The following is a 26,243-nucleotide window of genomic DNA, read 5'->3' on the forward strand; positions in this document are numbered from 1 at the left end:
GCCCACCCCGACGTGCCCGCCGGGCTGTCCCTGACCCTCGCCCTCGTCCAGGCGCTCGGCGACACCGGCACGGACGCCCCGCTGTGGTGCGCCACCCGGGCCCTGGCGGCCGTGGGCGGCGGCGAGCGGCCGGGAGCGAGTGCGCAGGCCGCGGTGGCCGGACTGGGCCGGACGGTCGCCCTGGAACGGCCCGGCCACTGGGGCGGCCTCGTCGACCTGCCCGCCGTGCTGGACGAGCGGGCCGCGGACCGGCTCGGCGCGGTCCTGGCCGCCGTCACCGACGAGGACCAGGTCGCCGTGCGCTCCTCCGGCGTGTACGGCCGCCGCCTGCTCCCGGTCGGTCCCGGCCGCCCGGCCGAGGCCCCCCACAGCCCGAGCGGCACCGTCCTCATCACCGGCGGCACCGGCGGGATCGGGGCCCAGGTCGCCCGCGAACTCGCCGAGCGGGGAGCGGCTCATCTGCTGCTGCTCAGCCGCCGCGGACCCGACGCCCCCGGCGCGGACGAACTGCGCGCCGAACTCACCGCGCTCGGCGCGCGGGTGACCGTCGCCGCCTGCGACGTCGCCGACCGCGCGCAGCTGACGGCGGTCGTCGCCGCGATACCCGAGGAGGAGCCGCTCACCACGGTCGTGCATGCCGCCGGGGTCCTCGACGACGGCACCCTCGACGCCCTCGACCCGGCCCGCCTCGCCACCCTGATGCGCGTCAAGGTCACCGCCGCCCGCACCCTGCACGAGGTCACCGACGGCATCGGCCTCGCCGACTTCGTCGTGTTCTCCTCCTTCATGGGCGTCCTCGGCAGCGCCGGCCAGGGCAACTACGCCGCCGCCAACGCCGCGCTCGACGCCCTGGTCGCCGAACGCCGGGCCGCCGGACTGCCCGGCACGTCCCTCGCCTGGGGTGCCTGGGCCGGCGGCGGCATGGTCGACGACCGGATCGCCGACCGCCTCCGCCGCCTCGGCATCACCCCCATGGAACCCCGGGCGGCCGTCCGGGCCATGACCGCCGCCCTCGCGGACCACGACGAACTCTGCGTCGTCGCCGACGTGGACTGGCAGCGCTTCCGCGAGGCCGTCGGGCTGCGCGCCACGGCGCTGCTGAGCGGCCTGCCCGGAGCCGCCGACGCGCGGACCCCGGCACAGGACGCACCCGCCGAGCAGGACGGGCAGGTGCGCGGGGAGCTCGCCGCGCTCCCCGCCGCCGAGCGGTCCCGTCACATCACCGACCTCGTGCGCACGCACGCCGCGACGGTTCTGCGCCACGGCGCGGCCACCGACATCGCCCCCGGCCGGGCCTTCGCCGAACTCGGCTTCGACTCGCTCACCGCCGTGGAACTGCGCAACCGGCTCGGCACGGCCACCGGACTGCGGCTGCCCACCACCCTGCTCTTCGACCACCCCACACCGCAGGCACTCGCCGCCCATCTCCTCGCCGAACTCGCCCCGTCGGGCCCCCCGGCCGAGGAAGCCACCGCTGCCCTCCCCGGGGCAACGGCCGCCGTCGACGACGACCCGATCGCGATCATCGGCATCGGCTGCCGCTTCCCCGGCGCCGTCCATGGCCCGGACGCCTTCTGGCAGCTGCTCACCGAGGGACGGGACGTCATCGCCGACTGGCCGGCGGACCGGGGCTGGGACACCGACCGGCTCTACGACCCCGACCCGGACCGCCCCGGCACCACCTACAGCCGGCGCGGCGGATTCCTCCACGACGCCGGAGGCTTCGACGCCGCCTTCTTCGGAATCTCGCCCCGCGAGGCCCTGGCCATGGACCCGCAGCAGCGGCTGCTCCTGGAGACCTGCTGGGAGACCGTCGAGCACGCCGGTATCGACCCGACCGCACTGCGCGGCCGCCCGGTCGGCGTGTTCGTCGGCACCAACGGCCAGGACTACCCCGGCGTCCTCGACGGCGCGCCCGGCGTCTCCGAGGGCCACGTCATGACGGGCAACACCGCCAGTGTGATGTCGGGCCGGATCTCGTACGAACTGGGCCTCGACGGGCCCGCGCTGACCGTGGACACCGCGTGCTCCTCCTCGCTGGTGACCCTGCACCTGGCGGCCCAGGCCCTGCGCCGGGGCGAGTGCGCGCAGGCCCTCGCCGGGGGCGTCACCCTCATGACCACGCCCAAGCTGTTCGTCGAGTTCAGCCGCCAGCGCGGACTGGCCCCGGACGGCCGCTGCAAGGCGTTCGCGGCCGGCGCCGACGGCACGGGCTGGGCCGAGGGCGTCGGCATGCTCCTCCTCGAACGCCTCTCGGACGCCCGCCGCGAAGGCCACCGGGTGCTCGCGGTGCTCAGCGGCACCGCCGTCAACCAGGACGGCGCCAGCAACGGCCTGACCGCGCCCAGCGGGCCCGCGCAGCAGCGCGTCATCCGGGCCGCGCTCACCGACGCCCGGCTCACGGCCGCGGAGATCGACGCCGTGGAGGCGCACGGCACCGGCACCCGGCTCGGCGACCCCATCGAGGCCCAGGCCCTCCAGGCCGTGTACGGCGCCGGACGGACCGCCGCCGAGCCGCTGTGGCTGGGCTCGGTCAAGTCCAACATCGGCCACACCCAGGCCGCCGCCGGCGTCGCGGGCGTCATCAAGATGGTGCTCGCCATCGGCCACGGCGAACTGCCCCGGACCCTGCACGCCGACGAACCCAGCACCCACATCGACTGGGACACGGCGGGCCTGCGGCTCCTCGGCGAGCCCACCCCGTGGCCCCGGACCGGGCGCCCGCGCCGCGCCGGCGTCTCCTCGTTCGGCATCAGCGGAACCAACGCCCACGTGATCGTGGAACAGGCACCCGACGCGGGCGAGGCGGAGGGCACGGGCGAGGCACCCGACACGGGCGAGGCGGACGGCACGCCCGCAGAGACCGCGACCGGCGGCGCGGGGCGGACACGACCGTCCCCGGCCCGGACGCTGCCCCTGCTCCTGTCCGCCCGGACGCCCGCCGCGCTGCGCGCCCAGGCGGCCCGGCTGCTCGCCCACCTCGACACGAGCCCCGGCACGCCGCTGCCCGACGTGGCCCTGGCGCTCGTACGCGGACGGGCCGCGCTGGAGTACCGGGCCGCCGTGCCCGGGGACGACGAGACGGCCACGCGTCGCGCGCTGGGGGGGCTGGCCGCCGGGACGTCCGACCCGGACCTGGTCACCGGCCAGGCGGCACCCGGGCGTACCGCGCTGCTCTTCCCCGGTCAGGGAAGCCAGCGGGCCGCCGCCGGAGCCGCGCTGTACCGCGACGAGCCGGTGTTCGCCGACGCGCTGGACGACGTACTCGCCCACTTCGCCCCCCACCTCGACCTGCCGTTGCGCGACATCCTGTTCGCCGCCGAGGGCGACGAGCGGGCCCCGCTGCTGGACCGCACCCGGTACACCCAGCCCGCGCTGTTCGCGCTGGAGGTGGCGCTGTTCCGGCTGCTGGACCACTGGGGAGTCGTCCCGGACCTGCTCATCGGCCACTCGGTCGGCGAGCTCGCCGCCGCGCACGTCGCCGGGGTGCTGGACCTGCCCGACGCCTGCGCCCTGGTCGCCGCCCGCGGCCGTCTGATGGACGAACTGCCCGGCGGCGGCGCCATGGTGGCGGTCGAGGCCGGTGAGGACGAAGTGCTCCGGGTACTTGGCGAACTCGGCCTCCACGGAGAGGCCGCCGACGGCACGGTCGGCATCGCGGCCGTCAACGGACCGGCGGCCACCGTCATCAGCGGTGACGAGGACGCCGCCCTGCGCGCGGCCGAAGAGTTCCGTCGCCAGGGCCGCCGGACCCGGCGGCTCACCGTGAGCCACGCGTTCCACTCCGCCCGGATGGACGGCATGCTCGACGCCTTCCGCGAGGTGGCCGAGGGCCTGACGTACGCAGAGCCCCGCATCCCCGTGATCTCCAACCTGACCGGTGAGCTCGCCCCCGCCTCCGAGTTGTGCTCCCCGGAGTACTGGGTGCGGCACGTGCGCGGCGCGGTGCGGTTCATGGACGGCGTACGGCGTCTGGTGGCCGAGGGCGCGACGACGTTCCTGGAGGCCGGGCCGGGGGGAGTGCTCTCCGCCCTGGTGCCGGCCTGTCTGCCGGAGGACGGGCCCGGGGCGCCAGGCGTGACGGCGATCCCGTTGCTGCCCAAGGACCGGCCGGAGGCGGCCTCGGTCGTCGCGGCCCTCGCCCGCCTGCACGTCCGCGCGGTCGCCGTCGACTGGGCCGCCGGGTACGGGGACACCACCGTCCCGCATGTCGACCTGCCCACCTACCCGTTCCAGCACGAGCGGTTCTGGCCGCGCCCGGCCGCGCGGAAGGGTGAGGACGGCGCACCCACGGGTTCCGACGCCTTCTGGGACCTGGTCGGCACGGCCGACGCAACCTCGGTCGCCTCGCTGCTGGGACTCGACGAGCGGGCGCCGCTCGGAGACGTACTGCCCGCGCTGTCCGCCTGGCGTGCGCGCCGGGACCAGGAGGCGGCCGCCGCCCGGCACCACTACCGCGTCGCATGGCAGCCGCTGGCCCTGCCCGCCCACGTCCGGTTGTCCGGCTCGTGGCTCCTCACGGTGCCGGACGACCCCGCGGTCGCGGAGACGGCCGCGGCCGTCGAACGAGCCCTCGCGGAGCACGGCGCCGAGACGACCGTCGTCCGGATCGGTGCCGGCACCGGGCGCGCTGAGCTGGCCGGACAACTCCCCACCGGGGTCACCGGTGTGCTCTCCCTGCTGGCCCTGACCGACCTCCCGCACCCGGACCACGCGCCACTCGGGGCGGGGCTCGCCCTCAGCCTGACCCTGCTCCAGGCCCTCGGCGACACCGGCAGCCGCGCCCGGCTGTGGTGCGTCACCTCCGGCGCGGTCGGGGCGGGCCAGGACACGCCGCCGTCGCCCGCCCAGGCCCGGGTGTGGGGACTCGGCAGGGTCGCCGCCCTGGAACACCCCGACCGCTGGGGCGGCCTCGTCGACCTCCCCGAACGGCTCGACCCCGCCGCCCTGCGCGGCCTGTGCGCGTGCCTGGAGGGCGTGGACGGCGTCGACGCCGGGCGCGGCGACGGTACGACGGACGGGCTCGCCGGTGAGGACCAGATCGCGATCCGCCCGTCCGGCCTGCTCGGCCGGCGGCTGGTAGGCGCCCCGGAGGGCCTCCCGGTCTCAGGCGGCCGTGTCATCCCCGGCGACGATGCAGCGGCCACCGGCGACGATGTCACCCCCGGCCGCCAGGACGCCCCCGACGCCGTACCGGCCACCCCTGGCGCCGTACCGGCCCCCACCGGCTGGCGCCCCCGGGGAACCGTTCTGGTCACCGGCGGCACGGGCGGTATCGGTCGGCACGTCGCCCGCTGGCTGGCCCGGGAAGGGGCCGAGCACCTCGTGCTGGCCGGCCGGCAGGGACCGGCCGCCCCCGGCGCGGCGGCGCTCGTCGCCGAGCTGGAGCAGACAGGAGCCCGGGTCACCGTGGCCGCCTGCGACCTCGCCGACCGGGACGAGACGGCGGCGCTCGTCGAGCGGCTCCGGGCGGCCGGGGACACACCGCGCGCGGTCTTCCACGCCGCGGGCACCGTCTCCGACACCCCCACCGAGCAGTGCACCCCCGCACGACTCCACGCCGAACTGGCCGCCAAGGCGGACGGAGCCGACCACCTCGACGCACTCCTCGCCGACGAACCGCTCGACGCCTTCGTCCTGTTCTCCTCCATCGCGGGCACCTGGGGCAGCGGCGGCCAGGCCGCGTACGCCGCCGCCAACGCGCATCTGGACGCCCTCGCCGCCCGGCGCAGGGCCCACGGGCGCACCGCGCTCTCCGTCGCGTGGGGCCCCTGGGAGGGCACCGGTATGGCCGAGGGCGACGCCGGCGCCGGACTGCGCCGGCACGGCCTCGTCGGCCTGAGGCCCGAAACGGCGCTGACCGCACTCCGCCAGGCGCTGGACACGGGGCGCACCGAGGTCGTCGTCGCCGACGTGGACTGGCGGCGGTTCGTCCCCGTCTTCACCTCCGGACGCCCCAGCAGGCTCCTGGGCGCACTGCCCGAGACCGCCGCGGCGGCCGGGGCCGCCGAACCCTTCGAGGGCGGGCCCGCCGCCGGCACCGCCGTATCCGAGGACCACGCCGACCGGTGGCGCGACCGGCTCACGGCTCTCCCCGAGGCGGAGGGCGACCGGCTCCTCGTCGAACTGATCACCACCGAGGCGGCGGCGATCCTCGGCCACGGGTCCGCCGGACGTGTCGACCCCGAACGCCCGCTGCGCGACATCGGCTTCGACTCCATCACGGCCGTCGAACTGCGCAACCGGCTCGTCGCCGCCACCGGCTTCCGCCTCCCGGTCACCGGCCTCTTCGACCACCCCACGGCGACCGGCCTCGCCCGGCACATCCGCGAGGGCCTCACGGGCGCCGCACGGCCCGCCGTCGGCCCGGACACCACCGCGCCCCCTGCCCAACACGCCACCGATCCCGCCGACGACCCGCTCGCCGTGGTCGCGATGGCCTGCCGCTTCCCCGCGGGCGTGCGCGCCCCGGAGGACCTGTGGCGGCTGGTGGCCGACGAGGTGGACGCCATCGGCGCCTTCCCCACCGACCGGGGCTGGGACCTGGACTCCCTGTACGACCCCGACCCGGACCGGCCGGGCACCTTCTACAGCTCCGGCGGCGGATTCCTCGACGGGGCGGGCGACTTCGACGCCGGCTTCTTCGGGATCTCGCCCCGCGAGGCGCTGGCCATGGACCCGCAGCAGCGGCTCCTCCTGGAGACCTCCTGGGAGGTCCTCGAACGCGCCGGGATCGACCCGCTGTCGGTCCGCGGCAGCCGCGGCGGCGTCTTCGTCGGCGTGGCCTCCCAGGGCTACGGCACCGGACCTGGCACGTCGACCGACGGCGTCGAAGGGCATCTGCTGAGCGGCAACGTCACCAGCGTGGCGTCCGGCCGGATCGCGTACACGCTCGGCATCGAAGGCCCGGCCGTCACTCTCGACACCGCCTGCTCCTCCTCACTGGTCGCCCTGCACCTCGCCGGTCAGGCGCTGCGCGCCGGTGACTGCTCCTTCGCGCTCGTCGGCGGCGCCGCCGTGATGGCCGCCCCGGACGTGTTCGTGGAGTTCAGCAAGCAGGGCGGTCTCTCGCCCGACGGCCACTGCCGCTCCTTCGCCGACGGCGCCGACGGCACCGGCTGGGGCGAGGGCGCCGGCATGATCCTGGTCGAGCGGCTGTCCGACGCCCGGCGCCTCGGTCACCCCGTGCTCGCCCTGGTCCGGGGTACGGCGGTCAACCAGGACGGCGCCAGCAACGGCCTCACCGCCCCGAGCGGCCTCGCCCAGCAGCGGGTGATCCGCGAGGCGCTCGCCCACGCCCGCCTGACCACGGCCGACGTCGACATGGTCGAGGCGCACGGCACCGGTACCGTCCTCGGCGACCCGGTCGAGGCCCAGGCGCTGCTGGCCACCTACGGCCAGGGCCGCCCGGCGGACCGGCCGCTCTGGCTGGGCTCGCTGAAGTCCAACCTCGGCCACACCCAGGCCGCGGCGGGCGTCGCGGGACTGATGAAGACCGTCCTGGCCATGGGGCACGCGACGCTGCCCAGGACCCTGCACGCCGACGAGCCCACCTCCCGGGTCGACTGGTCCGGCGGCGCCGTCCGGCTCCTCGACCGGGCCCGCCCCTGGACGGCCCCCGGCCGCCCCCGGCGCGCCGGAGTCTCGGCGTTCGGCATGAGCGGCACCAACGCCCATGTGGTCCTGGAGGAGGCGCCCCCGGAGCCCGCCGTCCCGGAGCCGCCGACCGCCGCTCAGGACACCGGCGCCCGGCCTGACGCCCCCTCGTCGCCCGCGCTGCCCTGGCTCCTGTCCGCCCGCTCGCAGCCGGCCCTGCGCGAACAGGCAGCGCGGCTGCACGCCCACCTCACCGACCGACCCGAACTGCGGCCGGCCGACGTCGCCCACGCGTTGGCGACCACCAGGTCCGCCCTTCCGCACCGGGCCGTCGTCGTCGGCACCGGCCGCCGTGAACTGCTGGACGCGCTGGCCGCCCTCGCGGACCGGTCGGCCGCGTCCGGAGCCGTCGAAGGGCAGGCCCGCAGCGGCGGCCGTACCGTCTTCGTCTTTCCCGGCCAGGGTTCGCAGTGGGCGGGGATGGGGTCGGCTCTGCTGGACTCGGCCCCGGTCTTCGCGGAGCGGGTGGCGCAGTGCGAGCGGGCGCTGTCGCCGTACGTGGACTGGTCGTTGACCGGTGTGCTGCGCGGCGAGCCGGGTGCGCCGTCGTTGGAGCGGGTGGACGTGGTGCAGCCCGCGCTGTGGGCGGTGATGGTGTCGCTGGCCGCGCTGTGGCGCTCGTACGGTGTGGAGCCGTCGGCGGTGGTCGGGCACAGCCAGGGGGAGATCGCGGCCGCCGTGGTGGCGGGGGCGTTGTCCCTGGAGGACGGGGCCAAGGTCGTCGCCCTGCGCAGCCGGGCCCTCGTGGCGCTGGCCGGGGCCGGCGGCATGGTGTCCCTCGCCGTCTCCGAGGACCGGGCCCGCGCCCTCCTGGCCCCCCACGGCGACGGCGTCTGCGTGGCCGCCGTGAACGGCCCCGACGCGGTGGTGGTGGCCGGCCGGCCCGACGCGCTCACGGACCTTGTCGCGGCCTGCGAGAGGGACGGTGTACGGGCCCGGCGCATCCCCGTCGACTACGCGGCCCACTCGGCCCAGGTGGCCCGGGTCCGCGACGACCTGCTCGCCGCGCTCGCCGACGTGACGCCACGCACGGGCAGGACACCGCTGTACTCCACGGTCACCGGCGAACCCCTCGACGGATCGCTGCTGACGGCGGACTACTGGTACCGGAACCTGCGGGAACCCGTCGAGTTCGCGCGGGCCACCGAACGGCTGCTGGACGCCGGATTCGACCTCTTCGTCGAGGCGAGCCCGCACCCCGTGCTCACCGCCGGAGTCGAGGGAACCGCCGAACGGGCGGACCGGACCGTCACCACCGTCGGGACGCTGCGGCGCGACGACGGCGACCCCGCACGGTTCCTCGCCTCGCTCGCCGAGGCCTGGACCACCGGAGCCCCGGTGGCCTGGCCGGACGTCGTGTCCGAGGCCGCGCCCGGCGCCCGACCCGTCCCCCTGCCCACCTACGCCTTCCAGCGGACCCGGTTCTGGCTGCCCACCCCGGGCCGCACCGCCCCGCCGGCCGGCGGGGCCGACGGCGGCGCCGCACAGGACCGCTTCTGGGCGGCCGTCGACAGCGGCGACCCGGCCGGGCTGGCCGCCGCCCTCGGCGCGGACGCCGACGCCACACCCGAGGGCTTCGCCCCGGCGCTGCGCGAGGTGCTGCCGGTGCTGTCCGGCTGGCGTCGCGCCCGGCTCGACCGGGACGCCGTACGGTCCCTCGGCTATCGGGTCCGCTGGCAGCGGGTGCCCGACCCGGCCGCCGCGCCGCTCGACGGCGACTGGCTTCTCGTCGTACCGAAGCAGCACACCGACGACCCGCTCGTCGGCGCGTGCCAGGACGCGCTGCGGCTCGGCGGCGCGCGGGCCCGCACCGTCACCGTCGACGCGGGCGACGCGGACCGGACCGCGCAGGACGTCGCCGACGCCGTCGCGGACGCGGCCCGGCCGGTCTCCGGCGTGCTGTCCCTGCTGGCCCTGGACGAACGTCCGGCGGCGCAGGAAGCCCGGGTGCTCGCCGGGACCGCCGCCACCCTCGAACTGCTCAAGGCCCTGGACACCCTGGGGATCGACGCCCCGCTGTGGTGCGTGACCGGCGGCGCGGTCACCGTCCACGCCGACGAGCGGCTCACCCGTCCGGGCGGGGCCCAGCTGTGGGGGCTCGGCCGGGTCGTCGGCCTGGAACAGCCGAGGCGCTGGGGCGGCATCGCCGACCTGCCGCCGAGCCCCGGCCCCGACGAGGCGCGTCGCCTCGCCGCCTTCCTCGCGGGCGGCCACGAGGAGGACCACCTCGCCGTACGGCCCACCGGCGCCCACGCGCGCCGCCTCGTCCACGCCCCGGCCCCCGACGCCTCGGCGGGCCGGGACTGGACGGCGGCCGGAGGCACCGCCCTGATCACCGGCGACACCGGAGTGCTGGGCGCGGACATCGCCCGCTGGCTGGCCGGTCGTGGCGCCCGCCAGGTCGTCCTGGCCGGGGACCGGAGCGCGGACCAGGTGGCCGTGGCCGCCCTGCGCGACGAACTCGCCGAACTGGGAGCCGAGTTGACCGTGCCCGACGGCCCGGACCCCCTGGCGGGCCTGCCCGGCGGGGCACCCCTGACCGCCGTCGTCCACCTCGCCCGCGCCCATGACCCCGGCGCCTCGCTCGCCGAACTCACCCCCGAGGACCTGGAGGGCGCCCTGCGTTCCGCCCTCGGCCCGATGGCCGACCTCGACGCGCCGGTCGCCGGCCACCCGGCACCGGACTCCGTCGACCTCGCCGTGCTGTTCCCGCTGAGCGGTGTCTGGGGGGCCGCCCGGCGTGGCGCCGCCACCAGCGCGTACGCCGCCCTCGAAGCGCTGGCCCGCGACCGCCGGGACCGGGGCGGCCGCTGCGTCACCCTCGCCCTCGGCGGCCTGGAACCCGCGCCCGCCGGATCCGAGCCGGTGGAGCGCCCGCTGGACGCGAACACCGTCCTCGCGGCCCTGCAGCAGTCGCTGGACCACGACGAACCCGCCGCGATCCTCGCCGACGTCCGCTGGGACCGCGTCGTGGCCGCCGTGCCCGACCCCCGAGCGCTGCGGCTGCTCGGCGAACTGCCCGAGGCGGCCTCCGCCCCGGGCGACGCCACGCGGGACGACGAGGACGACGCGGCCGCCGAACTCGCCCGCCGGCTCGAACCGTTGGACGAACCCGCGCGACGCCGTCTGCTGCTCGACCTGGTCTGCGACCACGCGGCCGCGGTCCTCGGCCACACCGGCCGCCAGGCCGTCCCGGCCGACCAGGCGTTCTCCGCCGTCGGGTTCGACTCGATGCTCGCCGTGTCCTTCCGCAACCGGCTGCGCACGGCGACCGGCGTCCCCGTCGCCGCGACGGTGGTGTTCGACCATCCCACCCCCACCGCCCTCGCCGACCACCTGTACGACGGGTTGTGTGCCCGTCCCGGCCCTGCCGTTCCCGCGCTCGCCGAACTCCGGGCGCTGGAGGCGGCCCTGACCTCCGCCGACCCCCGCGCCCAGGGCGCCGACGAGCTCGGCGCGCGCCTGCAGGACCTCGTACGGACCTGGGCCCGGCGCACGGCGCCCGACACCGGCCCGGCGGACGCCGACGCGATCGGTTCGGCCAGCGCCGACGAGCTGTTCGACCTGCTTGACAACAACTTCGGAATGGCCTGAGGAGCACCGCGAAGATGCCGGACGAACAGAAGCTTCTTGAGTACCTCAGGCGGGCGACCGCGGACCTCGGGCAGGCCCGCCAGCGGCTGCGCGAGGAGGAGGACGCCAGGCACGAGCCGATCGCGATCGTCTCGATGAGCTGCCGCTACCCCGGCGGGGCCGACGACCCCGAGCAGCTGTGGGACCTGGTGTCCTCCGGCACCGACGCCATCTCCGAATGGCCGGCCGACCGGGGCTGGGACACGGCCGCCCTCTACGACCCCGACCCCGACCGGCCGGGCACCTCCTACACCCGGCACGGCGGATTCCTGCACCGGGCGGGGGAGTTCGACGCCGCGTTCTTCGGCATGTCACCGCGCGAGGCCCTCGCCACCGACCCGCAGCAGCGGCTCCTCCTGGAGACCTCCTGGGAGACACTGGAACGCGCGGGCATCGACCCGGCGGCCCTGAAGGGCACCGCGACCGGCGTCTTCGTCGGCGCCATGACCAACGGCTACGGCGACGGCTCCCGAGACCAGTCCGACGTCCAGGGCCTGCTCCACACCGGCACCGCCGGCAGTGTGATCTCCGGCCGGATCTCCTACACCCTGGGCCTGGAGGGCCCGGCGGTGACCGTCGACACCGCGTGCTCGTCCTCGCTGGTCGCCCTGCATCTCGCGATACGCGCGCTGCGCTCCGGTGAGTGCTCCCTCGCCCTGGCGTGCGGTGTCACCGTCATGCCGCACCCCGACCCCTACGTCGCGTTCAGCCGCCAGCGCGCGCTGGCACCCGACGGCCGCTGCAAGGCCTTCGCGGCCGGGGCCGACGGCACCTCGTGGTCCGAGGGCGTGGGTGTGCTGCTGCTGGAGCGGTTGTCGGACGCGCGGCGCCATGGCCGCCGGGTGCTGGCGGTGGTGCGGGGCAGCGCGGTGAACCAGGACGGCGCCAGCAACGGTCTGACGGCGCCGAACGGCCCCTCGCAGCAGCGGGTGATCCGGGCGGCGCTGGCGGACGCCCGGCTGCTGCCGGGTGACGTGGACGCGGTGGAGGCGCACGGTACGGGAACCCGGCTGGGCGACCCGATCGAGGCACAGGCGCTGCTCGCGACGTACGGCCAGGACCGGCCCGCCGACCGGCCCCTGCTGCTCGGCTCCCTCAAGTCCAACATCGGGCACACCTCGGCCGCCGCCGGTGTGGGTGGCGTCATCAAGATGGTCCAGGCGCTGCGCCACGAGGCGCTGCCCCGGACCCTGCACGTCGACGCGCCGACCCCGCAGGTCGACTGGTCGGCGGGCGCGGTCGAACTCCTCACGGAGGAACGTCCCTGGGCCTTCGACCCCGACCGCCCCCGCCGCGCCGCCGTGTCCGGCTTCGGCGTGAGCGGCACCAACGCCCACGTGATCCTGGAGGAGGCACCGGAGTCCCCCGAGACCCCGGAGGCTCCGGAAACCGCCACCCCCCTGCCGCTGGTGCCCTGGGTCCTCTCCGCCCGTGGCGAGGACGCCCTCACCGACCGGGCCCGCCAACTGCTGGCCCTCGCCGACGCGGACGCCTTGATCCCGGGCGCCGTCGCCCGTGCCCTCGCCACCGGCCGCTCGCCGCTCGAACACCGCGCCGTGGTGGTCGCGGGCGACGCCGAGGGATTCCGTACGGGACTCACCGCGCTGGCGACCGGTGGCGAGGCCGCCAACCTGGTCCGAGGGCTCGCGGGACCCGCCGGCCGGACCGTGTTCGTGTTCCCCGGCCAGGGGACCCAGTGGACCGGCATGGCCCTCGAACTCCTCGACTCCTCACCGGTGTTCGCCGCCCGCATGATCGAGTGCGAACGTGCTCTCGCCCCCTACGTTCCATGGTCCCTGGCTGAGGCTCTGAACTCGTCCGAGGGCCTGGAACGCGTCGACGTGGTCCAGCCCGCGCTGTGGGCCGTCATGGTCTCCCTGGCAGCACTGTGGCGCTCGGCCGGTGTCGAGCCGGACGCCGTGCTCGGCCACAGCCAGGGCGAGATCGCCGCCGCTGTCGTGGCGGGTGCGTTGTCCCTGGAGGACGGCGCGAAGGTCGTCGCCCTGCGCAGCCAGGCCATCACGGCCATCGCCGGCCGCGGCGGCATGGCCTCCGTGCCGCTGCCGCCGGGGGAGTTGGCCGACCGTCTCGGCCCGTGGGGCGACCGGCTGTCCGTCGCCGCCGCCAACGGCCCGGCCTCCACCGTGCTGTCGGGCGACACCGAGGCGATCGACGGCGTGGTGGCCGCCCTCCAGGCCGAGGACGTACGGGCCCGTCGCATCCCCGTCGACTACGCCTCCCACTCCGCGCACGTCGAGGAGATCCGCGAACGGCTCCTGGAGTGCCTCGCGGACATCGAGCCGACGGCCGGCCGGGTGCCGTTCTTCTCCACCGTGGACCTGAACTGGCAGGACTCCGGCGCGCTGGACGCCGAGTACTGGTACCGCAACCTGCGGCAGACCGTGCGGTTCGAGGAGGCCACCCGCACCCTGCTCGCCCAGGGCTTCCGCTTCTTCGTCGAGTCCAGCGCCCACCCGGTGCTCACCGTGGGCATCAGCCAGACCGCCGAGGCCGAGGAGTCCGACGCCGTCGCCGTCGGCACCCTACGCCGCGACCAGGGCGGCCTGGACCGGTTCCTGCTCTCCCTCGCCGAGGCCCACACCGGCGGACTCGCGCCGGACTGGGACACCTTGCTCGCCGGGCACCCGCGCGACACCGTCGACCTGCCCACGTACCCCTTCCAGCGGCGCAGGTACTGGCTGGAACGGCCTTCGGCCGACGCCGAGGACACCGCCGCCACCGACCCGGCGGACGCCGCCTTCTGGGAGAGCGTCGGAGGACAGGACCTCCCGGCGCTCACCACGACGCTCGGCGTCCGCCCCGAGGATCCGCTGACCGTCGTCCTGCCCGCCCTGGCCGACTGGCGCAGGCGGCGCGACGAACGCGCGACCGTGGACTCCTGGCGCTACCGGATCGACTGGCGGCCCCTCGCCGACGCCCCGGCCGGCCGCACCGCCGCCGCCCCGACCGGCACCTGGCTGGTGGCCGTCACCGACGGCACGGAGGGCGACCCGGCGCGCGAAGCCGTGGTCCGGGCGCTGCGCGAGGCCGGCGCCGACCCCGTGTCCGTCGTCCTGACCGAGGCCCACACCGACCGGGCCACGCTGACCGCGCACCTCTCCGAGGCGAGCACCGGCCCCGTCCACGGCGTCCTCTCCCTCGTCGCCCTCGACGAGCGCCCCCACCCGAGCCACCCCCACCTTCCCCTCGGCCTCGCGCTCACCCTGACCCTCGTGCAGGCCCTGGGCGACGCCGACGTCAGCGCCCCGCTCTGGTGCGCCACCCGGGGAGCGGTCACGACGGGCCGCGACGACGCGGTGACCAGTCCCGGACAGCACATGGTCTGGGGCCTCGGCCGGTGCGCCGCGCTGGAGCACCCGCAGCGCTGGGGCGGTCTGGTCGACCTGCCCGACACGCTCGACGAGCGGGCCGCCGCCCGGCTGTGCGGCATCCTGGCCGGCCGGGACGACGAGGACCAGGTCGCCGTACGCCACTCCGGCGCGTACGGCCGGCGGCTGGTCCGCGCCCGGCCCGCCGACCCCGCCCGCGCGGACGCCTGGCAGCCGCGCGGCACGGTCCTGGTCACCGGCGGCACCGGCGGCGTGGGCGCGCACCTCGCGCGCTGGCTGGCCGAGGGCGGCGCCGAGCACCTCGTGCTGGTCGGCCGCCGGGGCGCCGACACCCCCGGCGCGGCCGACCTGACCGCCGAGTTGACCGCGCTCGGCACCCGGGTCACCGTCGCCGCCTGCGACGTCGCCGACCGCGACCGGCTCGCCGAACTGGTGGCCGGGCTCGAACAGGACGGCTCCCGGATCAGGACCGTCATCCACGCCGCCGGCACGGGCCTGCTCGTGCCGCTGTCCGACACCGACCCCGACGAGTTCGCCGACATCCTCTACGCCAAGGTCGCCGGCGCGGAGAACCTCGACGCCGTCTTCGACCGGGACGACCTGGACTCCTTCGTCCTGTTCTCCTCCATCTCCGGCGTCTGGGGCAGCGGTGACCACGGCGCGTACGCCGCCGCCAACGCCCACCTCGACGCGCTCGCGGACCGTCGCCGGGCCCGGGGCCGCACCGCCACTTCCGTGGTGTGGGGCATCTGGGACCCCGAGGGCGGCGCGGGCATGGCCGCCAACCTCGTCGAGGAGCAGCTGCGCGGCCGGGGCATCCCCTTCATGGCCCCCCGGGTCGCGCTGACCGGGCTCCAGCAGGTCCTGACCGACGACGAGACCGTCGTCCTCGTCACCGCCGTCGACTGGGACCGCTTCGCGCCCGTGTTCACCTCGGCCCGGCCCAGCCCGCTCATCGGCGACCTGCCCGAGGTCCGCCGCGCGCTCGACGAGGAGACCGCGCCCGGCCAGGACGGCGACGACACCGCCTCCTCGCTGCGCGACCGCATCGCGGACCTGCCCCCCGCCGACCGGGACCGCCTGCTCACCGACCTCGTACGCACGCACGCGGCAGCCGTGCTCGGCCACGGCTCCGCCGACGCCATCGCCCCCGAACGCGCCTTCCGTGAACTGGGCTTCGACTCACTGACCGCGGTGGAGATGCGCAACCGGCTCAACGCCGCCACCGGTCTGCGGCTCCCGCTCACCGTCCTCTTCGACTACGCCTCGGCCGACGCGCTCGCCCGGCATCTGCGCGAGGAACTCCTCGGCCCCGACACCGCCGCCCTGGCCGGGCCTGCCGTGCCCGCCCATGTGCCCGCCGACGCCGACGACCCGATCGCCATCGTCGGCATGAGCTGCCGCTACCCAGGCGACGTCCGCACCCCGGAGGATCTCTGGCGGCTCGTCGCCGAGGGCCGGGACGTCATCTCCGCACTGCCCGCCGACCGCGGCTGGGACCTGGACGGCCTCTACGACACCGACCCCGACCGGCCCGGTACGACCTACAGCTCCGAAGGCGGATTCCTCTACGACGCCGGGCAGTTCGACCCCGCCTTCTTCGGGATCTCGCCGCGCGAGGCGCTGGCCATGGACCCGCAGCAGCGGCTGCTCCTGGAGACCTCCTGGGAGGCCCTGGAGCGGGCCGGCATCGACCCCGCCTCCCTGCGCGGCGGACAGGTCGGCGTGTTCGCCGGCGCCGCCTACCAGGGCTACGGCGGCCTGAGCGACGTACCCGAGGAGGTCGAGGGACACCTCATCGCCGGTATCTCCACCAGCATCCTGTCCGGCCGGATCGCCTACACCCTCGGCCTCGAAGGACCGGCGGTCACCGTCGACACGGCCTGCTCGTCCTCGCTGGTCGCCGTGCACCTGGCGGCCCAGGCCCTGCGCTCCGGCGAGTGCTCCCTGGCACTCGCGGGCGGTGTGACCGTCATGGGCACCCCGTTGTCCTTCACCGGCTTCAGCAGACAGCGCGGTCTTGCCGCGGACGGCCGCTGCAAGTCCTTCGGCGCCGACGCCGACGGCTTCGGCATGGCCGAAGGCGTCGGGCTGCTGCTCCTGGAGCGGCTGTCGGACGCCCGCCGCAACGGCCACCGCGTGCTCGCCCTCGTACGGGGTTCGGCCGTCAACCAGGACGGGGCCAGCAACGGGCTGACCGCCCCCAGCGGCCTGGCGCAGCAGCGGGTCATCCGCAGCGCGCTGGCCGGCGCGGGCGTGGCCCCGGCCGAGGTCGACGTCGTGGAGGCGCACGGTACGGGCACCCGGCTCGGCGACCCGATCGAGGCGCAGGCGCTGCTCGCGACGTACGGCCAGGACCGCCCCGCGGACCGGCCGCTGCTGCTCGGCTCGCTGAAGTCCAACATCGGGCACAGCCAGGCCGCCGCGGGCGTCGCCGGGATCATCAAGATGGTCGAGGCGATGCGCCACGAAGAACTGCCCCGCACCCTGCACGCCGAGGAGCCGACCCCCAACGTCGACTGGTCCGTGGGCGCCGTGGAACTCCTGACGGAGCCCCGGCCGTGGACCCGGGGCGGCCATCCGCGCCGCGCCGGCGTCTCCTCCTTCGGTCTCAGCGGCACCAACGCCCACGTGATCATCGAGGAGCCGTACGGCGAGGAGCCCGCGCCGCAGCCCGAGGGGGACGCACCCGCGACGGCCGTGCCGTGGCTGCTCTCCGGCCGGACCCCGGAAGCGCTGCGCGAGCAGGCCGCGCGGCTGCACGCCCATCTGACGGACCGTCCGGAACTGCGGCCCCACGACGTCGGCCTCACCCTGGCCACCGCCAGGTCCGCCTTCGAACACCGTGCCGTCGTCGTCGGCGCCGACCACACCACCCTGCTCACCGGCCTGGCCGCACTCGCCGCCGGAGAGAACCACTCCGCCGTGGTCCAGGGCACCGCGGCCACCCCGGGCCGTACCGTCTTCGTCTTCCCCGGTCAGGGTTCGCAGTGGGTCGGCATGGCGGTCGGGCTGCTGGACTCCGCGCCCGTCTTCGCGGAGCGGATCGCCGAGTGCGAGCGCGCCCTGTCGCCATACCTCGACTGGTCGTTGACGGACGTGCTGCGGGCCGCCCCCGACAGCCCGCCGCTGGACCGGGTGGACGTGGTCCAGCCGGTGCTGTTCTCCATGATGGTGTCGCTGGCCGCGCTCTGGCGGTCGTACGGCGTCGAGCCCTCGGCCGTCGTCGGGCACAGCCAGGGCGAGATCGCCGCCGCTGTCGTGGCGGGGGCGCTGACCCTGGAGGACGGCGCCAAGATCGTCGCGCGGCGCAGCCAGATCCTCACCGCGCTGGTCGACCGGGGCACGATGCTCTTCGTCGCCCTCCCCGACGAGGAGGTACGCGAACGGCTCGCGCCCTGGACGGGGAAGCTGTCCGTCGCCGCCGTCAACGGGCCCGCCGCCGTGACCGTCTCCGGTGACCCCGAGGCCCTGGAGGAGTTCGGCGAGCGGCTGTCCGAGGACGGCGTGATGCGCTGGACGATCCCGGGCGTCACCTTCGCCGGACACTCGCCCCAGGTGGACGAGGTGCGCGGGGAACTCCTGGACGCGCTCGCCGGTGTCGCGCCGCGCCGCACCGACATCGCCTTCTACTCCACCGTGACCGGGGGCGTCGTCGACACCACGACCCTGGACACCGAGTACTGGTACCGCAACCTCCGTGAGCCCGTGGAGTTCCACCGGACCGTCGCCGCGCTGATCGAGGACGGCCACGACACCTTCGTCGAGACCGGCCCGCACCCGGTGCTGACCGTCTGGATCGAGCGGAACCTGGAGGCCGCGGACGTCACCGGCCGGGTCACCGGCACTCTCCTCACCGACGACGGCGGCCCCGACCGGTTCCTGACCGCCCTGGCCGCACCGCACGTCCACGGCGTCCCCGTCGACTGGTCCGCCGTGTTCGCGGGCACCGACGCCCGCCCCGTCGAACTGCCCACCTACGCCTTCCAGCGGCAGCGGTACTGGCTGGAGCCCACCGCCACGGCCGCCGACACCGCCGCCGGGGCCCCGGGCGCGGACCGGCCCGGCGACACCGCCTTCTGGGACGCCGTCGAGCGAGGCGACCTCACCGCCGTCGCCACCGCGCTGAACCTGCCCGACGAGGACGACAGCGCCCGCACCTCCCTGGGCGGAGTCCTCCCCGCGCTCGCCGACTGGCAGCGCGGCCGCCGCAGCCGCACCGCCATCGACGGCTGGCGCTACCGCGTCACCTACAAGACCCTGCACCCCGCCCCCGGCACCCCCGCCCTCACCGGCACCTGGTGGGTCGTCGTACCGGCCGACGCGGCCACGCACACCGTGGTGACAGGCGCGCTGCGGGCCCTCGAACGGCACGGCGCCCTGGCCGTACCGGTCGAGATCGGCGCCGCCGACACCGACCGGGCCGCGCTCGCCGCCCGGCTGGGCGCACTGACCGCCCCGAGCGGCGGCGTGCTCTCGCTGCTCGCCCTCGCCGAGCAGCCGTACACCGACGGGACGGCTCTGCCGACCGGGCTCGCCCTCACCACCACCCTCCTCCAGGCGCTCGGCGACGCAGGCATCAACGCCCCCCTGTGGTCCGCGACCTGCGGCGCGGTGTCCGTCGGACGCTCCGACGCCCTCACCGCACCCGCCCAGGCGACCCTGTGGGGACTCGGCGCCGTGGCCGGCGTGGAGTACCCGGAACGCTGGGCCGGACTGGTCGACCTGCCGGCCGACCTCGACGACCGCTCCGGCGGTCGGCTCGCCGCCGTACTGACCGGCCTCGACGGCGAGGACCAGGTCGCGATCCGCCCCTCGGGGATCTACGGCCGCAGGCTCGTCAGGGCCCTGCCCGGCGACGAGACGGCCCCGGTCGCCTGGACACCGGACGGCACCGTACTGATCACCGGCGGCACCGGCGCCCTCGGCGCCCATATCGCCCGCAGGCTCGCCCGCTCCGGCACCCGGCACCTGCTGCTCACCGGCCGCCGGGGCCCCGACACCCCCGGTGCCGCCGAACTCGTCGCCGAACTCGCCGACCTGGGCGCCGAGGCACGGGTCGCCGCCTGCGACGCCGCCGACCGCGACGCGCTCGCCGCCCTCCTCGCCGGCATTCCCGACGACCGCCCGCTGCGCGCCGTCGTGCACGCCGCCGGTGTCCTCGACGACGGCGTCCTCGACACCCTCACCCCCGAACGGGCCGCCGGTGTCCTGCGCCCCAAGATGGACGCCGCCCGCAACCTGGACGCCCTCACCCGCGACCTGGACCTCACCGCGTTCGTCCTGTTCTCCTCGCTCGCCGGCACCCTCGGCGGCACCGGTCAGGGCAGCTACGCCGCCGCCAACGCCTACCTCGACGCCCTCGCCGAGCACCGGCGCTCACTCGGCCTTCCGGCCACCGCCGTGGCCTGGGGCCTGTGGGCGGGCGACAGTGCCGCCAACTCCGCCCGCGAACAGCTCGTACGCAACGGCATCCCGCCGATGGACCCGGAACTGGCCGTCACCGCCCTCGAACAGGCCGTGGAACAGGGCGAGAACAGGCTGATCCTCTGCGACTTCGCCTGGGACCGGTTCGCCCCCGCCTACACCGCGCTGCGGCCCAGCGCCGTCCTGCGCGAACTGCCCGAGGCCCGCGACATCCTGGCCGCCGCCGGGGCCGATGGGCAGGACACCGAGGCGGACTCCCTCGCCGGACGCCTCGCCGCCCTGTCCGTACAGGAGCGGCAGGAGGAACTGGTCCGGCTGATCCGCACCGAGGTCGCCGCCGTTCTCGGCTACGCCGACCCCGACGGCATCGACCCCGACCGCGTCTTCAAGGACCTCGGCTTCGACTCGCTCACCGCCGTCGACCTGCGTAACCGCCTCTCCGAGGTCACCGGACTGCGCCTGTCCGTCACCCTGGTCTTCGACCACCCCACCGTCACCTCCCTGGTGGACCACGTACGGTCCGAACTCGGCGGCACAGCGCCGGTGTCGACAACCGCCCCGGTGGTGCCCGACTCGCCGGCCATGCCGGTCGTCGACGACGACGCCATCGCCGTCGTCTCGATGAGCTGCCGCTACCCCGGCGGTGTCACCACCCCGGAGGAGCTGTGGCGGCTGGTGTCCTCGGGCGCCGACGCCATCACCGAGTTCCCCACCGGACGTGGCTGGGACCTCGACGAGCTGTACGACCCGGACCCGGAGAAGATCGGCCGGACCTACGCCCGCCATGGCGGATTCCTGCACGACGCCGACCACTTCGACCCCGCGTTCTTCGGGATCTCCCCGCGTGAGGCGCTGTCGATCGACCCGCAGCAGCGCCTGCTCCTGGAGATCTCCTGGGAGGCCTTCGAACGTGCCGGTATCGACCCGTCGTCGCTGAAGGGCAGCCGGGCCGGCGTCTTCGTCGGGTCCAGCTACCGCGACTACGGCTCCCGCGTTCAGGAACCCACCGAGGAGACCGAGGGCTACCTCGGCATCGGCAGCGCGGGCAGCGTCGCCTCCGGCCGGATCTCCTACACCTTCGGCCTGGAGGGCCCGGCGGTCACCGTGGACACGGCCTGCTCGTCCTCCCTGGTCGCCGTGCACCTCGCGGCCCAGGCCCTGCGCTCCGGCGAGTGCACGCTCGCCCTCGCGGGCGGTGTCACGGTGATGTCCACCCCCGGCGCGTTCATCGAGTTCAGCAGGCAGCGCGGCCTGGCCGCCGACGGCCGCTGCAAGCCCTTCGCCGAGGCCGCCGACGGCACCGCCTGGGCCGAGGGCGCCGGCATGGTCGTATTGGAACGGCTCTCCGACGCCCGCCGCAACGGCCACCCGGTGCTCGCCCTGGTCCGGGGCTCGGCCGTCAACCAGGACGGCGCCAGTAACGGCCTCACCGCCCCCAACGGACCCTCCCAGCAGCGCGTCATCCGGCAGGCACTCGCGTCCGCCGGGCTGAACAGCGCCGACGTCGACGCGGTGGAGGCGCACGGTACGGGCACGCGGCTCGGCGACCCGATCGAGGCGCAGGCCCTGCTGGCGACGTACGGCCAGGACCGGCCCGCCGAACGGCCGCTGCTCCTCGGCTCCCTCAAGTCCAACATGGGACACGCCCAGGCCGCCGCCGGCATCGCGGGCCTGCAGAAGATGGTGCTGGCCATGCGGCACGGAGTCCTGCCGCGCACCCTCCACGTCGACGCGCCGACCCCGTTCGTCGACTGGTCGGCGGGCGCCGTGTCGCTGCTCACCGAGGACACCCCCTGGCCGGACAACGGCCACCCGCGCCGCGCCGGCATCTCCTCCTTCGGCGTGAGCGGCACCAACGCGCACACGATCCTGGAACACGTACCGGACGAGTACGCCCCGGACGGCCTGGCGGAGCCGGACACCGACGGGACCCGCGACGGCGACGACGGGACCGTCCTGCCGTGGCTGCTGTCGGCCCGCAGCCGGGCCGCCCTGCGCGCCCAGGCCCAGCGGCTGCTGGAGCACGCCGACGCCCGGCCCGGCCTGCGTCCGGCCGGCATCGCGCACACCCTGGCGACCGGCCGCAGCGCCTTCGAGTACCGGGGCGCCGTCGTGGGCGACAGCCGCGAGGCGCTGACCGGCGGACTGAAGGCACTCGCCGCCGGCGGCAGCGCGTCCGGCGTCACCCAGGGCACGGCCGTGGCGGGGAAGGTCGCCTTCCTCTTCGCCGGACAGGGCAGCCAGCGCGCCGCGATGGGCGCCGAACTGTACGCCCGGTACCCCGTGTTCGCGGACGCCTTCGACGAGATCTGCGCCGAACTGGACCCGCTGCTCGACCGCCCGCTGCGCGAGGTCGTCTTCGCCCCGGCCGGTTCCGACACGGCGGCCCTCCTGGACCGTACGGAGTACACGCAACCTGCGCTCTTCGCCGTCGAGGTCGCCCTCTTCCGGCTGGTCGAACACTGGGGCGTGGTACCTGACCTGCTGCTCGGCCACTCCATCGGCGAACTGGCCGCCGCCCACGTCGCCGGGGTCCTCACCGCGCCCGACGCCGCCGCGCTGGTCGCGGCCCGGGGCCGGCTGATGCAGGCACTGCCGGAGGGCGGCGCCATGGTCGCGCTGACCGCCTCCGAGGAGGAGGCCGGCGAGCTGCTCGCCTCCCACGAGGGCCGGGTCGCGGTGGCCGCCGTCAACGGTCCGGCCTCCGTCGTCGTCTCCGGCGACGAGGACGCCGTCCTGGACATCGCCGAGCAGTGGCGCGAACGCGGCGGCAAGGCCCGGCGGCTCACCGTCAGCCACGCCTTCCACTCGCCGCACATGGACGGCATGCTCGACGAGTTCCGGCGGGTCGCCGAGCGCCTGGACTACCGGGCGCCGCGCATCCCGCTGGTCTCCGACGTCACCGGTGAACTCGCCACCCCCGAACAGCTGGGATCGCCCGAGTACTGGGTGCGGCACGTCCGCGAGGCGGTCCGCTTCCACGACGGCATGCGACGGCTCGCCGCCGAGGGCGCCGTGACCTACCTGGAACTCGGCCCCGACGGCTCACTCACCGCCATGGGCCGCGACTGCCTCGCCGAAGCCGACCCCATCGGCTCCGACGACCCGGTGGACCCGTCCGCCGCCGGCCCCCTCGTGCCGCTGCTGCGCAAGGACCGCACCGAGACCCGGGCCCTCACCGAGGCTCTCGCCCAGCTGTACGTCCGGGGCACGGCCGTCGACTGGCCCACGGTCCTGGAAGCCACCGGAAGGGGCGGCCAGGTCGAACTGCCCACCTACGCCTTCCAACGCGAGCGCTACTGGCTGGAGGCCACCGCGGCATCCGGAGGCATGGCCGCCGCCGGGCTCCTGTCGGCGGACCACCCGCTGCTCGGCGCCGCCGTCCCGCTCGCCGACACCGACGGAGTCCTGTTCACCAGCAGGCTCTCCGTACGCACTCACCCCTGGCTGGCCGACCACGGTGTCTTCGGCACCGCCCTGCTCCCCGCCACCGCCTTGCTGGAGCTGGCGGTCCGGGCCGGCGACCAGGTCGGCTGCGGCCAGGTCGAGGAACTCACCCTGGAAACCCCGCTGGTGATCCCCGCCCAGGGCTCGGTGGCACTGCAACTGACCGTCGGCGCCCCGGACTCCACCGGCGCCCGCACGCTCAGCGTCCACACCCGCCCGGGAGACACGGACGACATGGGCTGGACCTGCCACGCCCGGGGGCTGCTCGTCCCCGCCGCCGACGAGACGGAACCGGCCGACTCCGTGACCTGGCCGCCGGCCGGCGCGCAGCCCGTGGAGATCGACGGGCTGTACGAGCGGTTCGCGGAGGGCGGCTTCGGATACGGGCCCGCCTTCCAGGGGCTGCGCGAGGTGTGGCGGCTCGGCGACGACGTGTACGCGGAGGCGAGCCTGCCGTCCGAACAGCAGGCCGAGGCCGCGAAGTTCGGGCTGCACCCCGCGCTGCTCGACAGCGCCCTGCACTCGCTGATCTTCGGCGTCCTCGAAGGCACCGAGCAGGGGTGGCTGCCGTTCTCCTGGAACGGCATACGCCTGCACGCCTCCGGGGCCCGCGCCCTGCGCATCCGACTGACCCCCGTGGGCAACAACGCGGTCTCCGTCCAGGCCACCGACACGGCCGGGCAGCCGGTCGCCTCCATCCGGTCCCTCGTGCTCCGCCCGGTCTCGCAGGACCAGGTACGCGCCGCCCGGACCGCGCACCACGACGATCTGTACCGCCTCGAATGGCCCGCACTGCCCCAGCCTGCCGGCTCCGGCTCCGACACCTGGGCCGTCATCGGCGCCGAGGCACCCGACTGGGCGGCTCACGGCGTCACCCGCTCCGCCACCGACCTCAAGGCGCTCTCCCGGGAGATCACCGAGGGAGCCGCCCGGCCCACGGCCGTCCTCGCCCACGTCCCCGCCGCACCGGAAGGGCAGGGCAGGGCCGACGCCGTACGGCATGTCACCGGCCGAACCCTCACCCTCGTGCAGGACTGGCTGGCCGACAGCACGTTCGCCGACGCCAAGCTGGTGCTCGTCACCCGGGGCGGCGTCCCGACGAGCGCCGACGGCGACGCGCCGGACCTGACCCACGCCGCCGCATGGGGGCTGGTGCGGTCCGCGCAGACCGAGAACCCCGGCCGTCTCGTCCTCGCCGACCTCGACGGGACGGAAGGCTCCAGGGACGCTCTCGTCGCCGCCGTCGCATCCGGCGAACCCCAACTGGCTCTGCGCGAGGGCCGTGCGCACATCGCCCGGCTCGCCCGCGTACCCGCCGCCGAGCAGTCGCGGACACCCGACTGGGGACGCCCCGGCACGGTCCTGATCACCGGCGGCACCGGCGCCATCGGCTCCGTGCTCGCCCGTCACCTGGTCGCCGAACACGGCGTGAAGCGCCTGCTGCTCACCAGCCGCCGGGGCCCCGCCGCCGAGGGCGCCGCCGAACTGGTCGTCGACCTCGCCGCACTCGGCGCCCACGCGGAGGTCGTGGCCTGCGACGCCGCCGACCGGGACGCACTGGCCCGGCTGCTCGGCTCGCTGCCGGACGCCCACCCGCTGACCGCCGTCGTGCACGCGGCGGGAACCATCGCCGACGGGGTCGTGGACGCGATGACGCCGGCCCAGCTGGACACCGCCCTGCGGCCCAAGGTCGACGCGGCCTGGAACCTCCACGAACTGACCGAGGGCATGGACCTGTCGGCGTTCGTGGTGTTCTCCTCCATCGCCGGGATCTTCGGTGGCATGGGCCAGGGCAACTACGCGGCGGCCAACGCCTTCCTGGACGCGCTGGCCCACCACCGCCGGGCGAACGGACTGCCCGCCGCGTCGCTCGCCTGGGGCCTGTGGGCGAACAAGGGCGGTATGAGCGGAGGCCTCGACGAGGCCGACTTCCGGCGCATCGCCCGCGGCGGCATCGTCGCCTTCTCCCCGGCCGAGGGCGCCGCCCTGTTCGACACGGCCAACGCCACCGGCGAACCCGTCGTCCTGCCGCTGCGGCTGGACACCGGAGCCCTGGCCGCCCAGACCGGCACCGGCGGCGTTCCCGCGCTGCTGCGCGGACTCGTACGCCCGCCCGCCCGCCGTAGCGCTGCGGCCGGCGAGGCGGCCCCGGACGCGGCCGACACCCTGCGCCGCACCCTGGCCGGCCAGCCCGAGCAGCGGCGCGAACGGACCCTGCTCGACCTGGTGCGCGGGCACGCCGCCACCGTGCTCGGCTTCCCCGGCCCCGCCTCGGTGGACGCCGAACGCGGCCTGCTGGAACTGGGCTTCGACTCGCTGACCGCGGTCGAACTGCGCAACCGGCTCGGCGCCGCCACCGGCCTCAGGCTGCCCGCCACCCTGCTCTTCGACCACCCCACCTCGGCGGCCATCGCCCGCCAACTGTCCGTCGAACTCGCCCCCGAGAGCGCCGGAACCGATCTCGCCGCCCACACCGCGGGCCTGGCCGAACTCGGCCTGCTGGAAGGCGCCCTGGACAACGGCACGGCCGGGCCGGAGCTGCTCGGCCGGCTCGAGGAACTGATCAGCAGGCTGCGCCCGGGAACCGGTGACGCGGCGCAGGACCGCCTGGAGGAGCGGATGGACACGGCCAGCGACGACGAGCTCTTCGAGTTCATCGACAACGAACTCGGCATGTCGTGAACCCCCTGCCCCCATCCGCGCGACGGCGGCTCCCCACGCCCGGCCCCT

At 75.8% G+C, this 26,243-nt stretch carries 2 protein-coding genes; both read left to right on the top strand.

Going from position 1 to position 26,243, the window contains the following annotated elements; genetic code table 11:
* A partial coding sequence (locus GWK25_RS18980) for a type I polyketide synthase (protein WP_215451753.1) occupies nucleotides 1–11,250 on the top strand: 11,250 nt, incomplete at its 5' end.
* A 14-nt stretch (nucleotides 11,251–11,264) separates the two neighbouring features.
* A complete protein-coding gene (locus GWK25_RS18985; protein ID WP_215451754.1) occupies nucleotides 11,265–26,195 on the top strand; it encodes a type I polyketide synthase in 14,931 nt (4,976 codons plus the stop codon).
* Nucleotides 26,196–26,243 lie beyond the last annotated feature (48 nt).

Origin of the sequence: Streptomyces sp. ATCC 21386 (assembly GCF_018728545.1) — a bacterium.
In the GTDB taxonomy this organism is placed as follows: domain Bacteria; phylum Actinomycetota; class Actinomycetes; order Streptomycetales; family Streptomycetaceae; genus Streptomyces.